We start from the raw sequence: 15,833 nt of genomic DNA, 5'->3' as shown, positions 1-15,833 counted from the left end.
ATGAAATTTGTAAAAAATGATCAAGTAGCGGTTTTCGCTCTAGGTGGATTAGGTGAAATCGGAAAAAACACATATGGCGTTCAATATCAAGATGAAATAATTTTAATTGATGCTGGAATTAAATTTCCTGAAGATGAACTTTTAGGTATCGACTACGTAATACCAGATTATAGCTATTTAGTCAAAAATGCTAATAAAATCAAAGGTCTATTTATAACACATGGACATGAAGATCACATTGGAGGAATCCCATATTTATTACGTGAGCTTAATATTCCTATCTACGGTGGTAAATTAGCATTAGGACTTATTAGAAATAAATTAGAAGAGCATGGACTATTACGAAGAACAACTTTTCATGAAATTAAAGAAGACGATATTATAAAATTCAGAAAAACAGCAATCACATTTTTCAGGACTACTCATAGTATCCCTGATTCTTATGGTATTGTTGTAAAAACTCCAGCAGGACAAATTGTACATACAGGTGACTTCAAATTCGACTTTACTCCTGTTGGAGAGCCAGCAAACTTGACAAAAATGGCAGAAATAGGGAAAGAAGGAGTGTTATGCTTACTTTCAGATAGCACAAACAGTGAAAATCCTGATTTCACTATGTCTGAAAGGCGTGTAGGTGATAGCATTCACGATATTTTCAGGAAAGTTGATGGTCGAATTATCTTTGCAACTTTTGCATCAAATATTCATCGATTGCAGCAAGTTACCGAAGCAGCTGTTGCTAATAATCGTAAAATCGCTGTATTTGGGAGAAGCATGGAAGGTGCTATCGAAATAGGCCAAGAGCTTGGCTACATTCAATGTCCGAAAGATACATTTATAGATACGGCCCAACTTAACAGAATGCCAGCTAATCAAACTACAATTCTATGTACAGGTAGTCAAGGGGAACCAATGGCAGCTTTATCTAGAATTGCAAATGGCACACATAGACAAATTCAAATTATCCCTGGTGATACAGTTGTATTTTCATCTTCACCTATTCCTGGAAATACAATTAGCGTTAGCCGTACAATAGATAGGCTCTCAAGAGCAGGCGCAGAAGTTATTCATGGTCAATTAAATGACATTCACACTTCTGGGCATGGTGGACAAGAAGAACAAAAATTAATGCTACGTTTAATTAAGCCTAAGTACTTTATGCCGATTCATGGTGAGTATCGCATGCAAAAAATGCACACCAGGCTTGCTATTGACTGTGGTGTAGATGAAGAAGATTGCTTTATTATGGACAATGGAGAAGTGCTTGCTTTAAGCAAAAAGGAAGCATCTGTTGCAGGAAAAATCCCTTCAGGATCAGTTTATATTGACGGTAATGGCATAGGAGATATCGGTAATATAGTTTTGCGCGATCGTCGTATCTTATCAGAAGAAGGGCTTGTTATTGTTGTAGTCAGCATTAATATGAAAGACTTTAAAATTGCAGCAGGTCCTGACATTATATCTAGAGGTTTCGTTTATATGAGAGAATCTGGAGACTTAATAAATGATGCTCAGAATTTAATAACAAAGCATTTAAATAAAGTCATGGAACGTCGCACAAGTCAATGGTCAGAAATTAAAAATGAAATTACAGATACTTTATCACCATTTTTATATGAAAAGACAAAACGTCGTCCAATGATTTTACCAATCATCATGGAAGTATAACTTAAACAAACAAAAAGGGCTTTCCACTTGTTAAATGTAATTTCTATAAATAGAAATTACATTTAACAGAGAGGTTAGCCCTTTTGCTTTCTTATATCACATGTTTTTCAAATCTATTGATATCAGTATCTGCCCCGATAACAATTAAAATATCCCCTTCGTGTATGTTTTCTGTTGCTTGAGGTGATACAATGATCTCCTTACCTCGTTTAATTGCAACTATATTTATTCCATATTGAGCACGAATGTCTAAATCAATTAATGAATTACCATCAATTTTTTCACTTGCAACAATTTCGACAATGCTATGCTCATCTGATAATTCTAAGTAGTCTAATACGTTATTTGAAATAATATTATGCGCTATTCTTCTTCCCATATCCCGTTCCGGATGGACAATTTGATCAGCACCTATTTTTGAGAGTACTTTCTCATGATAATCATTCTGTGCTTTGACAGTTATATTTTCAACCCCGAGCTCTTTTAAAATGAGTGTAGTTAAAATGCTAGCTTGAATGTTATCACCAATTGCGATAATAACATGATCAAAATTTCTAATTCCTAAATTTTTTAATATTGACTCATCTGTAGAGTCTCCTATTACTGCATGTGAAGCGATATTAGCATACTCATTTACTTTATCTTCATCAATATCAAAAGCTAATACTTCCATACCTTGTTCACTTAAAGATTTACAAATACTTCCTCCGAATCTTCCTAGTCCTATTACTGCAAATTCTTTTTTCACGTTAACTCCTCCAATTATAGTGAAGAAAATGGTTCAAATTGATTTTACCATAAAATTCAGGCTGTTTTCGCATTGAGCGTTGCTTTTCTTTCTAAGATATAAGCGCACTTATATAGCTCACGTTCGGGGCTTCATCTCTTCTCTAAAGACTTTAATAATCATATTATACATATTAGTTACTCAAATAAAAGTGAAAAACAACAAAGTTTACGCAAAGAGCCTAAACACAAAAAAAGATAAGCAATCAAGCTTATCTCAGCATGTATTACTTATCTAATCATTTTCACATAGTTAGCTAACGTATTTATCTCGTTAAGGCGTTATAAGCATTAACTAAACCTTGTCCAAAAGATTCATCATGCCCATTTCCACCAATATCTTCAGCTGATTTTTGTAATTGTAGTTTTACCTTCTTCGGTGTAATATCATCGTTTGTGGCATAAACAAGTGCAGCTACTGCTGATACTTTTGGAGCAGCCATAGATGTACCTACCTGCCAAGAGTATGAAGGCCCGTTATAAGTATAGTCAACAATTACACCATCGGCATCGTATTCATAAGATACATCTGGTACTGAACTAAGATTAAACTCGCCCTCAAATAAACGATTAGCTATATATTCGTCAAAAATTCCCGCATTTAAATATTCCATATACAATTCATAATTTCCTCCTGGTGCTGCAACATCAACAAACCCATTTCCGTAATTAGAGTAAAGAGCTAATTCATCAAAAGGACCTGTTGCAGATACCGACACTACATTAGGGATACTCGCTGGAGCATAAAAGCTAGCACCTATAAATTCATATCCATCTGGACCATATTTTAAATTTGCAAGTTCGGTAACTTCTTTATGATTTGTTGCATTTATACCATCATTCCCTGCAGAAGTCACAACTAAAGCTCCTTTTTTCTCTGCGTATTTCATCGCTCGGGAATATGCAACAAATTCAGCAACATCATCACCTAGTTTTGTTCTCTCACCAGTTTCAGTATCAGTGAAGTACACTTGCCCTTTAGCCATGATTCCTCCTAAGCTCATGTTAATTACATCAACTCCATCATTAGCAGCGGCAATAATTGCTTCTACAATCCAAGTATCATAAGCGCCCCCTTCAGCTGCGAATACACGATATGATCGGAAGCCTACATTCGGAGCAACACCTAATATTTCACCGTTTCCAGCAATTGTTCCTGCAACGTGCGTACCATGTCCATTACGGTCTTGAATATCGTATAAATCACCCGTTTCGGACTTATCTACACCAGTGATCCCTCCTGCAGGTACAAAGTTTTTAGAGCCTGGCAACAAGTTTTCTTTAACATCAGGATGATTGACATCTATCCCAGAGTCTATAATACCTACGACAACATCATGATTTCCTGTGTTAATATCATAGCTAGCACCATCGTTTGTCACCCTTTTTATATCCCATTGCAAATCATATAAGGAAGCATTATTTACATCAATTGATGTATCCTCTATATCGATTGAATGTAAATCAGGTACATTAGCGACTAACGAAGGAGTTGCGACTGATATATCAGCGTGTTTTATTGCATCTTTAGCAAAATCTGTAGGAGCTTCGACTTGAATGACACCAATCTCCGGTATGGATTTAACTATTGTACCACCTAGCTCCTCAACGATTGTAGAAACATCATCTGGAAGTTGTTCTTTCTTAAAAACAATCGTATAAGAGATGCTTTCTTCTGACTTCGTTGAAGCAGAAGTAGGTAAGGTCACACCTACTATTAGTAATGCAGTAAAAAACAAACTTATTAATTTTTTCATCTTTTTTCCTCCCTTATTTTTTCGTACAATTGTTAATATTCAATAATTTTCAGGTAGAATCCTTGCTACTTATCAACTATCTACTTGCATTTGTAATCTAGGTAAAATGTACTATACATAATTCTTCTCATATACGCTATGTAAAATTTTACTGTTAATATTGTAAAGAACGCTTGGGGCTTCTTTTCTTCTGTACAACGAAGACTAACATAAAAAAACATTCTTTTTGGTAATAGTTTAGTGACAATAACACAAAGTGTAAGAAAAGAACCTTACTAATGCCTGTATTCGCATTATTTCTTGCCTTTCGTAATAGCAACTACGTACGAATATTTATATCGTTCGGGGTATCTTTTCTTCTCTTTTCTTCTTTAGTGACTATATGATCATTTAAAACATTTCGGTTACTAAAATCCTAGTGATAATAAATACAAAGTATTGAAAAGAATCCTTACTAATCTTTTTTTCGCAATAATTGTTGCTTTTCGTAATATGAGCTAAACTCGAAAAACTTCTAACTTTCGTGGCTTCTTTTCTTCTGTACAACGAAGACTAACATAAATAACATTCTTTTTGATAATAGTTTAGTAACAATAACACAAAGTATCGAAAAGAATCCTTACTAATCTTTTTTTCGCAATAATTGTTGCTTTTCGTAATATGAGCTAAACTCGAAAAATTTCTAACTTTCGTGGCTTCTTTTCTTCTGTACAACGAAGACTAACATAAAAAACATTCTTTTTGATAATAGTTTAGTAACAATAACACAAAGTATCGAAAAGAATCCTTACTAAAAAAACAAACCACCTTCTCGGTGGTTTGTTACTATCCTACTTCAAGCATTTTAAATTGTGCTTCAACCAACTTATAGTACTCTCCATGATGTTCCATTAACTGTTCATGTGTTCCACCTTCAATAATTTTACCTTGTTCAAGAACAAAAATATGATCAGCATCTCTAATCGTGGATAATCTATGAGCTATAATGATTGCAGTTCGTCCATGTAATAGTTCTTTTAGAGCCTGTTGGATTTTCACTTCTGTTTCCGTATCTATACTTGCTGTTGCTTCGTCAAGTATTAATATTTTTGGGTCAGCAAGCAATGCTCTTGCGAAAGATAATAGTTGTCTTTCTCCGACCGATAAGACATTGCCTCTTTCCTCTACTTCTGTCTCGTAGCCGTTAGCTAGTTTTTCAATAAAATCATGTGCTCCAACGGCTTTTGCTGCTTTAATGATCTCATCGTCTGTTGCATCAGGTCTTCCAAAACGAATATTATCCATAATTGATCCTGAAAATATAAATGTATCCTGTAGAACGACACTAATTTGAGATCTAACACTATCCAATAACAGGTCTCTTATGTTATAACCATCTATTATTACTTCTCCACTTGTAGCATCATAGTTTCTTCCTATTAAATTGGCAATCGTAGTTTTCCCTGACCCTGTATGCCCAACTAGAGCTACAGTTTGACCTTGTTTAATTGATAATGAAACTTTGTCTAGTGCTGTTCTCTTGTCGTCATATGAAAAAGTCACATCACGAAAATCAATATCACCTTTCATATTTGGCAGTGGATTTGCATCTATTTTGTTTGATACTAGTGGCTTCTCATCTAAAAATTCAAAAATCCTTTCACTGGAAGCCATACCCATTAATAATTGATTGTAAACTTGGCCTAATCTTGAAATAGGTTCCCAAAACATACCTAAGTAAAAGGCGAACATAACAAACTCCCCAACGCTCAAGCTTTGACCAGTAATTAAAATTGATCCATACCAAATTAAGATTGCTGTACCAATCGCATTAGACATTTCAACAAATGGTCTAAAAAGAGCGTTCTTTTTTGTTGCATCTTTCCATGAAAGATAGGACTCAGTGTTTATACCATCAAAAAAAGTAATATTCTCAGGCTCTTGTGTATACGCCTGCGTCACACGTATCCCTTGAATACTTTCATTTAAGTGTGAATTCATCTTAGACTGCTTCATCCGAACATTTTGCCAAGAACGTCGTATATTTTTCCGCAAGCTTGTCGATATGATAAACATAATTGGTAAAATGACCATGATGGCAATCGTTAATGATGGACTATTTGAGAATAAAATTACAACAATACCGACTAAAATAATTAAATCCATTAATAAATTAATGACACCATTTGTAAACAATTCCTGTAATGAATTAATATCGTTCATAATTCTAACTAATATTGAACCCGCTGATCGTTTATCAAAAAACTTGTGTGACAACCTTTGAACATGCGTAAATAAATGTTTGCGTAAGTCATAAATAATATTTTGACCAAGTAAATTCATCCAGCGAATACGCAACATATTTGCTACATACGAGACTGTATATAAAACAGCGATAATGATAACCAGTTTAATCAAGAGGTCTGTATCCTTATATTTCACTGCTTGGTCAAGTGTGTAGATTCCTATTAAGATCGGGATTATGAGACGTACAGCCGTAGTTATAATAACTGTTAGGATAGCTAACGGTAAGTATGATTTAACATATGGTTTCATATAACTAAGCAATCGAACCATTTGTTTCCAATTAAACGGTTTATCGATAGCTTGATCTGTGGAATAGTGAAATCTCTCTTTTACTAACTCATTCAGTTTTTCTTTTTTCATGTTCACACCACCTTATCCGATCTGAGTAGCAAGAATACGTTTTTGATCTTTATATTGAATATCGTATATCCTTTTATACGTTCCATTGTTCTTCAATAGCTCATTATGAAGTCCTCGCTCTACAATTCTACCTTCTTCTAATACTAATATTTCATCTGCATGTTTTAATGAAGAAATACGATGAGCGATAATAATGGTAGTTCTGTCTTTCATAACTTCCTGAAGCGCATGTTGAATTTTAAATTCAGTTTCCATATCAACAGCACTTGTCGCATCATCTAAAATGAGAATGCTAGGATTAATACAAATTGCTCGAGCAATGGCAATACGCTGCTTTTGACCACCAGACAAGCCCATACCTCTTTCACCTAACAACGTATCATATCCATCAGGCAGATCCATTATAAACTCATGTGCATCAGCACGCTTCGCAGCATTAATGATTTCATCCATGGTCGCCTCAGGTTTTCCATAGGCAATATTCGCTTTTATTGTAGATGAGAATAAAAATGATTCTTGTAAAACAACACCAATGTTTTTTCTTAAAGTATGGAGAGCGTAATCTTTTACATCTATACCATCGATTTTAACTATACCAGCTGCAGGATCGTAGAATCTTGTTAACAATTGGGTAACACTCGTCTTTCCTGAACCAGTTGACCCAATAAGACCAATAACTCTCCCTTTTTCTGCATGAAAAGAAATATTCTTTATTGCAGCTGTATCCTCATCACTATACTCTAATGTAACTTGCTCAAACTCTATATTCCCTTCAAGCCTTCCTTTTTTAATAGGTGTTTCAACATTTTTAATTTCTTCTTCTGCCTCAAGAACTTCCAATAGTCTTTCACCAGAGGCTTTTGACTGTGAAAACAAATTAATTACAAACCCTAAGTTAGCTATCGGCCAAATAATGTACCAAACAAGGCTGAAAAAAGCTACTAATTCTCCAGGGTTTAGCTCTCCATTAATGACCATGTTCCCACCATATGCTAACAACGCTACTACACATAGATTACCAATGAACTCCATTAACGGAAAAAATTTAGCCCATACATTGGCTGTATGCAAATATTTATCCTTATAATCATCATTTGTTGTATTAAATTTTGATATTTCAAATCCTTCTCTAGACAAGGACTTCACTGTGTTAATTCCACTAATATTTTCTTGAACTTTAGTATTTAAACGCCCAAATGATTTACGGATTCCTCTAAAGGCTGGATGAACTTGCTTATCAAACTTATAAACAACAATTGCTAAAAACGGTAAAGCAGCAATCGTTATCATTGCTAGTTCAATAGAATAATAAAACATAACAGATAAGCTTACTGTAATTAAAAGTATGAGACGAATAAATTCTGAAATACCAAATGATAAGAAAAACCTAAAACCTTCAACATCTGCAGTTAATCTTGACATTAAATCTCCTGTTTTGGCGTTGTCGTAATAACGAAAAGGCAAATATTGTAGTTTTTCATACAGTGTATTTCGAAGATGATACACTGATTTTATGCCAAACATATCACCTAAGTACTGTTGAAAAAAAGTTGCAATACCTTTTATAATCATAATTCCAACAAAGCCTAAAGCCAAATACGGAACAGCTGAGTGTTTACCACCAATAAAAACTTCATCAATTGTATATTGTAAGATGATTGGATACACTACAATAATTCCCGTTACAAACAATGAAAAAAATAATGACCATAAGAACAGATGTTTGTATGGCCAGTAAAAGCTTTTAAGTTTACGAAAAGTTTCCATCTTATGACCTCCTAACTAACTATTGTTGTTTTTTAGACGTATAAATAAATATACCGTGTTTCATCATATTTTTCTACTATTTTCTATTTTTAAAATTCTATTCCCAATAATGACAATAAAAACAATTAATAATACTGTTAACTATTCAAAACAAAAAGCCCAAAATATATAATTAACTTTGGGCTTACATTTGTTATTATTATTCAGCTTTTTCCGACTCTTCTAAAACACGATTCACACGCTTTGTCAACATTTTCATACCACTTCCACCTGCTTGAAAATGTCTCAGTTTTCCTTCTTTATCAAACACATAATATGCTGGAACATATTGATTTTCAAATGCGTCCGTTAACTTATGGTCGTTATCTACAAAAAGGGGCTGCGATATATCATGTTCTTGAGCAACTTCTTTTACCTTCTCAATATCTAAATCCTTTTCTGATCGTGGCATATGGACTGCTACGACATTCAATTTATCTTTGTATTCGTCACGAAATTCATTTATTTGAGGCATCGCTTCTTTACATAACCCACAACTAACTGACCAATAATGAATTAACGTTGGCTTGTCACCTACAAGTTGCTCTTTTGTTACTTCACCATTTAGCCAAGCTGTTGCTCCGGTTAATTCTGGCATTTGTTCTCTTAATTTCATTTAATTCACTCCTATAAGAGCATGTTCAAAAAGGAAGATAAAAAGGCGTAATGCTGGTATTATCTTGTTTTTATCTCTCCGAGTAACTTGTAGTCGCACATACTACAAATTAGTAATTTCGGTTACCATAAGTGCAGGATGTACTACTCAAAATGTCACTTACCGTGAAATATTACATCCTTTATCCAGACTTTTTGAACAGCCTTTATTAATATAATTACACCGATGATGCTAAGGAAGGGTCTAACATATTCGTTAGACCCTTCCTTCTATATGTTGCAGTTGCACATGTCTATTTGCATTTAAAGTGTTGTTAATACTTAGTGAATTATAGTGTCTTTTGACCTGGCTTCCAGTTAGCTGGACAAAGACCTCCAGTTTGAAGAGCTTGTAGTACACGTAGTACCTCTTCAACCTCACGTCCAATATTATTATGGTGTACTACTTGGTACATTAATTCCCCTTCAGGGCTAATAATAAATAATCCACGAAGAGCAATTCCTTCTTCTTCAATTAAAACACCATAATCTCTTGATACAGCGTGGTTTAAATCTGCAGCTAATGGATAGTTTAATTGACCTAAGCCGTTGCTGTCTCTTGGTGTGTTAATCCAAGCTTTATGAGAATGAATTGAATCAGTTGAAACACCAATTACTTCAGCATCTAGATCTTCAAGTTCCTCGTAACGATCTGAAATAGCTGTAATTTCAGTTGGACATACAAAAGTAAAATCCATTGGATAGAAGAAAAGCACAGTCCATTTATCATTTTTCATGTTTTCCTCTAAACTTACTTTACCAAATTCTCCATTTGTTAAAACTGCGTCCATTTCAAAACGTGGTGCTTGTTTACCTACAAGACGTTCTGCCATATGTATTACCTCCAATATTATTGTAATTGAGAATTATTATATTGAATTCTCACTAATGAATATCTTAACAAAAAGAATTATAATATACAATGTGTTTTTAGTCAATATTAAATTATAATTAATTTAAATAGATAGTTATTATATTTTTTGTGCTTCATTTGTATTCTACACATAATAGTTTATCAAACAAACTAACGGATGAAAAATATTACGCCCCATTAATAGTACTATCATGACAATTGAGTTGTTTTTTCTAACATAAATGTTGTTTATTCCATACAAAGAAAACTAGGAAGAGTTTGATTTCCTAGTCGTCTTTTAATTTCTTTAATCACCTTAGCCTAATTTATCTTCTACCTTCTGACACACTTCATTTGCAGATAAACCACTCGCTTCGATAACCGGGCCAGCTGTTGCTACATTACTCATTCCCATAAAGTTGGAGTCTTGTCCAGTTACAACACAACAATCACAACCTTGAGCGTCACTTTCCTGTTGTAACTGAACTACTTGATGTCCCTTCTCTTCAAGTGCCTGCTGTACTTGGGTTAACGATTGCTCAACTCCTACTTTTGCCATCATAAACCACCTCCTCACATTTAATGTGGCTAACATCCTATAAAATATTCATTATAAAAGGGCCTAACCCCCTACCGTTTAACTCGGTAAATTAGTGGGGGTCAAACCCTGCTTGTAGTTAATATATTGTGTGATTAAGTTTATGGCTACTGGTATGGCTTGTTCATTTGGCATAAGTTTTGCGTGATGTAGCCCGTAGGGAGAGTCGACTCCTAACCAAAACATGAAGCCAGGAATATCCTTGATTAAATAACCAAAATCTTCACCTGTCATAGCCTCAGTGCATTCAATCATCTTGACGTCTGTTTGGTTGTTTACAAATTGCATAAACTCACGAGTTTTAACACTATGATTATTCACTTCGTAATAGTTTGATCCAAAGTCGATTTCTACTTCACATTGATACCCTATTTCGATCCCATTCACGATAGATGTTATTCGATCCTTTACATTGTTCATTGCTTTTTCAGACAAAGTTCTAATCGTTCCTTCTAACCTTGCATTTTCTGCAATAATATTTTGTACTGTTCCACCGGTAATTTTGCCAATTGTAACAACGGCACTATCAAGTGGATTGACATTTCTCGAAACGATAGATTGTAATTGAGAAACAAGTGAACAAGCTGCTACAACCATGTCATTCGTAAGATGTGGATAAGCAGCATGACCACCTTTCCCCTTCAAATTAATAAATAACTCTGATGTATTCGCAAAAAGCAACCCTTCTTTTGTCGCAATAGTTCCAACAGGATATTCTGGCGCTATATGTAGCGCAAATATTTCATCTGGCTTCCACGCTTTCATTATCTCACTATTAAGCATTTGTAACGCTCCTCCAGGGCCTTCTTCAGCAGGCTGAAATAAAAAAAGAACGTCATCACGAATAGGGTGATTTACAATGTGAGTTAGCACGCCTAACGCAATACTCATGTGAAAATCATGTCCACACGCATGCATATTGCCTTGATGTTTACTTGAAAATTCATACCCAGTTTCTTCAGTAATAGGAAGCCCATCAATGTCAGCTCGATAACCTACCGTTTGTTGTGGATTAGTTCCAGCAACTTTAACGAATAAGCCAGTTTTCCATTTCTTCATAACAAAGCGGTCAGCATTAAGAGTCGATAAGTAGTTAATTAAGTATTGTTGCGTTTTATTTTCTTTATATCCCAATTCTGGAATTTGATGTAAGTCTCTTCGGATTTTTATAAAACGGTTCATTTCACTCAAATTTATACCTCCTTAAAACATAAGCGTGGACTTATTTGTCCACGCTTAGCATTACTTTAGATTGTTACTTTTTCGTTCTTAAATGAAGTATGTATTCATCGGCATCTTTTCTACTTTTAACATTTTTGAGTTCTTACAATACTCTTCATGCTGACCATTTTTTGAAAACGGGAACAAAGTTTACGAAAAGAGCCTTTGGCCTATCACACTTAAAGTTTTCTTAACTCTTGCATAATTTCTGTTTTTGATTTTGTTTTGTCGTCAATCTCTTTTATTACACGAGCTGGAGTACCAGCTACTACCGTATTTGGAAGCACATCATCAATAACAATAGCTCCAGCAGCTACTACTGCACCTTGTCCAACAGTAACTCCTTCAAGGACAACTGCATTTGCTCCGATTACAACACCATCTTCAATTACAACCGGTTTCGCTGAAGGTGGTTCAATCACACCAGCTAATACTGCGCCGGCTCCGATATGACAGTTTTTCCCTACTGTAGCTCGTCCTCCTAGAACAGCATTCATATCGATCATCGTTCCCTCACCAATAACTGCACCAATATTAATAGAAGCTCCCATCATTATTACAGCATTGTCTCCAATTTCAACTTGATCTCGAATAATCGCACCTGGTTCAACTCGTGCTTTTATATTTTTAAGGTTTAGCATTGGAATAGCAGAGTTTCTACGGTCATTTTCAATTACGTAATCAGAGATTTTTTCTTTATTGCTCTCTAAAGCAGATTGAATGTCTTCCCATTCTCCAAAAACTACTCCTGTATCTCCAGTAATAAATGTTTGAGAATTAGCACCAAACTCAAGACCTTCCAACTCACCTTTTATGTATATTTTTACAGGGGTTGATTTTTTACTATTTGAAATAAAAGATATGATCTCGTTAGCATCCATCATTTTCATGGCTTATACCTCCACAGCTTTACTTGTTTAATTAGTTATTCTGTTATACTTTAACAGACAAAAGAGTATGTGACAACTGTTTTAGAACTCTACAAAGTTACTGTTTTGATTGCTTTATTATATCAATAAATGCTTGAACTTGTTTTAGCTGAAATGCAGATTCATAACCAAGTAACCATGTATCTCTAGTAATTGGGCGGTCATTTTCATCTAATAATGGGATTCGGTACATGTTAGAATCCCCATCTAGAGTAACAGATGGTAGGATGGCATAGCCAATTCCATGTAAAACCATTTGTTTGCACGTTTCAATTTGATCTACAACAATTGTCCTTTTAGGTGTTGTCTGAAATTGACGATGCCACCAATTTTGTATTTCTTGATAATAAGTCGAGTCACTTTTAAATTGGATAAAAGGCCTTTCAGTTTCTAAAACCTGTTCTATTTTATTAATTTCAGTATCAACTAAATATAGAGTATCCGACAGTAGATGCTTTTTTACACCCTTCCACTCTGGATTACCACGGATAATACCGATATGCACTGAATCCTCATACAAGCTTTTTAAAATATCACTACTCCACCCTGTTATTAACGATATTTTTGCATGTGGATAAGTATTGACAAACTGCTTTAACACATTCGGTAACCAGTGCTGTCCGATAATAGTTGCAACTGCTATTTTTAAAGTTCCGTGTATTTCTTGGTCTAACTTGTTGATCTCTTCTCGAACCTTTTCTTCATTCTTAACTACATCCATTGCATAGTTTACAATTTTTTCACCAGACGGTGTTAATGTTAATCCTTTTTGGGAACGAAGAAATATTTGAGTATCCCATGCTTTTTCTATAGAATGAAGCCTTTGTGACAGCGCAGGTTGAGATACAAATAACTTTTCTGAAGCTTTACGCATATTTAATTCTTGAGCTAACACAACTAATAATTGAAACTCTGAAAATTGCATGTTCATACCTCTAACTCAGTTTTTCTTATCGCTTCCATAGATGAAATATAAGCGAGCAATGCTATTTATTTAATTTGTGTACGTGGCGATTTAATTGTTTTAAAATAGCTCTTCGGGTAAATATTCCTTCCAACGTCTCATCATCATTTTGTACACATACAAACGGGTGATTAACGACCAAATTTAAACCTTTAGTTAATGAATCTCTTACATATAATCTTGGAATATCACTATTCATGACGTCTTCAACTTTCATATTTTCAAGTAGCTCAAATTCAATTCTTTCTAAGCCTAAAATTGCATCAAATATCATCGTAGAACTTATTAAACCATGTAAACGATACATTGGGTCCAATACAGGTACTGCTGTATATCCAGACTTTGTTAATACTAACAAGGCATGCTCTAAACTATTCCCTATTTGTACATGGGCCACTTTATCAGCTGGAATAAGTAAATCCTTAATGTTTGTTTCTAAGAATTCACTACTGTGTAAGCTTATCATTGCTGATCTTCCCCTTTAACTATTCATTTTCCTTTTTATTGTATCACACTATTAACAATAATACTTTATGTAAGGGCTGTTGCGTAACTACTTTGTATAGCGGTTTGCATAACTAAAAGCAGCGTAGGAATCTGGTTTAATTTTTGCTTCTATTCCCATTGCAGTAATTCTCCCTGTCATTTCATGTATTAATTCCTTTGTCATTCCTTTTTTACCGATATCTAAATGAACTTCTAATCGAAAATCAGCCCCTTTATCAATATAAGGTAAAATAACCTCCGATAACTCTGTTACATACTTTGTCGTAAAATCATAAGCAATTTCTTGGCTTAAACTAGTTTCTAAAGATATTTTTTCCCGTAAACTTCGAACCGGGCGAGATAAATTATAATTTTTCAAACATCCCCATGCACCTTTACCGACCCTATGTAAGTGAATAGCAGTAATAAAACGAGTAATTTTTTTATGAATATGTGAATCTGTACCTATCGACAGAACATAAAGAGAATGAGGGTCACTTTTCATGAATTCAGTAATTCTACTGATAACTGTTTCAAATGACATATTCGTTTCCGATATATTGTAAAACATGAGCTTATCATTCAATTGTTATCCCACCCCTGGCTTTATTTACTATACTATACGTAATCTTGCATGAAATAGTTCAATAAATAAATGCTTATAAAAAGAATGGTTCATTTCGTAAGCTTCTTTTCATAAAGTTTGTTATTTTTTTACGTATTTTTGAATAAATGGTGTGTATGAAATGATTCTATTGCTGATAGAGAAGAAAGGATGCAACGAACGTTAGCTTTATTCGTTTATAGCTTTTATTACGAAAAGCAACTTTGAATGCGACAAAAAAATAACCCTCTTTAATAGAGGGCTCATCCTTTACTCGTTTCGATATTCCGTGCAACGAAATTACATTTAGGGCATGTATAAATAACATTTTGATTTGATTGTGCTGTTAACACAGAAGTTATCGTTGATGTTGATTTACACTGTGGACAAACGACAAAAATATCTGGAAACAATCAACCACCTCCCTGAATAACATAACGATAATTTTTTTTCAATTACTGAATTAAATCAAATATCTCAATTGCAATCATATCAATATTATCAAATTGGTATCGCTTAGACTGCTCTCCTTTTTCAAAAACTTCCAACTCAAAAGCATTATTATTTTGAAAGAATTTAACACTGCATTTTTTTTCTCCTTCCACTTCAAAAAATCGCTGGGATAAATCTCCCTGCAACGTATTTTCGCGCAAACTATTGAGACGATTTATGATTGCTTGTAATTGTGACATCATATCGCTCTCCTTTACTACATGGGTTATTATATATGTTTTACTATCAATGAAATTTTCATCACTATTTTTCACGATTTATCTTTCTGAATTTTCTGTTCATTACTTTACTTATATAAATAAAGCACATACAATAAAAGGTATTAAATACTCTTTTTGCAAAGGGGAG

Annotated in this window: 15 protein-coding genes; 1 reads left to right on the top strand and 14 read right to left on the bottom strand. The window is 34.1% G+C overall.

Annotated features, from left to right (window positions below; translation table 11 throughout):
- The gene (gene rnjA, locus ACSVDA_RS11390; RefSeq protein WP_485883279.1) at positions 1 to 1,668 is read left to right on the top strand and encodes a ribonuclease J1; all 1,668 of its coding nucleotides are present in this window, start codon (positions 1 to 3) and stop codon (positions 1,666 to 1,668) included.
- A 91-nt stretch (positions 1,669 to 1,759) separates the two neighbouring features.
- On the opposite strand, the gene ACSVDA_RS11385 is transcribed toward rnjA, so the two are convergent.
- The 14 genes from ACSVDA_RS11385 to ACSVDA_RS11320 form a co-directional block, all read right to left on the bottom strand.
- Positions 1,760 to 2,416 carry a potassium channel family protein gene (locus ACSVDA_RS11385; RefSeq protein WP_214480008.1) on the bottom strand — a complete coding sequence of 219 codons (657 nt, stop codon included), beginning with the start codon at positions 2,414 to 2,416 and terminating at the stop codon, positions 1,760 to 1,762.
- A 304-nt stretch (positions 2,417 to 2,720) separates the two neighbouring features.
- A complete protein-coding gene (locus ACSVDA_RS11380; protein WP_485883277.1) occupies positions 2,721 to 4,211 on the bottom strand; it encodes a S8 family peptidase in 1,491 nt (496 codons plus the stop codon).
- An 825-nt stretch (positions 4,212 to 5,036) separates the two neighbouring features.
- The gene (locus ACSVDA_RS11375) at positions 5,037 to 6,857 is read right to left on the bottom strand and encodes an ABC transporter ATP-binding protein (protein WP_485883276.1); all 1,821 of its coding nucleotides are present in this window, start codon (positions 6,855 to 6,857) and stop codon (positions 5,037 to 5,039) included.
- A gap of 12 nt (positions 6,858 to 6,869) precedes the next feature.
- Entirely contained in the window at positions 6,870 to 8,624 is a 1,755-nt protein-coding gene (locus ACSVDA_RS11370; protein WP_485883274.1) for an ABC transporter ATP-binding protein, read from the bottom strand.
- Between the two features lie 199 nt (positions 8,625 to 8,823).
- The gene (locus ACSVDA_RS11365; protein WP_485883272.1) at positions 8,824 to 9,279 is read right to left on the bottom strand and encodes a TlpA family protein disulfide reductase; all 456 of its coding nucleotides are present in this window, start codon (positions 9,277 to 9,279) and stop codon (positions 8,824 to 8,826) included.
- A gap of 328 nt (positions 9,280 to 9,607) precedes the next feature.
- Positions 9,608 to 10,150, bottom strand: a complete 543-nt coding sequence (locus ACSVDA_RS11360; RefSeq protein WP_214480013.1) for a peroxiredoxin — start codon at positions 10,148 to 10,150, stop codon at positions 9,608 to 9,610.
- Positions 10,151 to 10,486: 336 nt separating this feature from the next.
- Entirely contained in the window at positions 10,487 to 10,729 is a 243-nt protein-coding gene (locus ACSVDA_RS11355) for a YkuS family protein (RefSeq protein WP_320208790.1), read from the bottom strand.
- Between the two features lie 78 nt (positions 10,730 to 10,807).
- Complete coding sequence (locus ACSVDA_RS11350) at positions 10,808 to 11,950, bottom strand: N-acetyldiaminopimelate deacetylase (protein ID WP_485883342.1); 1,143 nt, start codon at positions 11,948 to 11,950, stop codon at positions 10,808 to 10,810.
- Between the two features lie 218 nt (positions 11,951 to 12,168).
- A complete protein-coding gene (gene dapD, locus ACSVDA_RS11345; RefSeq protein WP_485883269.1) occupies positions 12,169 to 12,879 on the bottom strand; it encodes a 2,3,4,5-tetrahydropyridine-2,6-dicarboxylate N-acetyltransferase in 711 nt (236 codons plus the stop codon).
- Between the two features lie 97 nt (positions 12,880 to 12,976).
- Positions 12,977 to 13,843: a transcriptional regulator CcpC gene (ccpC, locus tag ACSVDA_RS11340; RefSeq protein WP_485883340.1), complete on the bottom strand. Its 867-nt coding sequence runs from the start codon at positions 13,841 to 13,843 to the stop codon at positions 12,977 to 12,979.
- A gap of 61 nt (positions 13,844 to 13,904) precedes the next feature.
- Complete coding sequence (gene cbpB / locus ACSVDA_RS11335) at positions 13,905 to 14,348, bottom strand: cyclic-di-AMP-binding protein CbpB (RefSeq protein WP_485883267.1); 444 nt, start codon at positions 14,346 to 14,348, stop codon at positions 13,905 to 13,907.
- An 87-nt stretch (positions 14,349 to 14,435) separates the two neighbouring features.
- Positions 14,436 to 14,954, bottom strand: a complete 519-nt coding sequence (locus ACSVDA_RS11330; protein WP_485883265.1) for a ribonuclease H-like YkuK family protein — start codon at positions 14,952 to 14,954, stop codon at positions 14,436 to 14,438.
- Positions 14,955 to 15,235: 281 nt separating this feature from the next.
- Positions 15,236 to 15,385 (bottom strand): hypothetical protein, encoded by a 150-nt coding sequence (locus ACSVDA_RS11325; RefSeq protein WP_320208529.1) that lies wholly within the window; start codon positions 15,383 to 15,385, stop codon positions 15,236 to 15,238.
- A gap of 42 nt (positions 15,386 to 15,427) precedes the next feature.
- Positions 15,428 to 15,664 carry a YkuJ family protein gene (locus ACSVDA_RS11320; protein ID WP_320208528.1) on the bottom strand — a complete coding sequence of 79 codons (237 nt, stop codon included), beginning with the start codon at positions 15,662 to 15,664 and terminating at the stop codon, positions 15,428 to 15,430.
- Positions 15,665 to 15,833 lie beyond the last annotated feature (169 nt).

The sequence above is a fragment of the Cytobacillus sp. Hm23 genome (assembly GCF_051842895.1).
In the GTDB taxonomy this organism is placed as follows: domain Bacteria; phylum Bacillota; class Bacilli; order Bacillales; family SM2101; genus Nanhaiella.
This window is presented reverse-complemented; position numbering and strand designations above follow the sequence as displayed.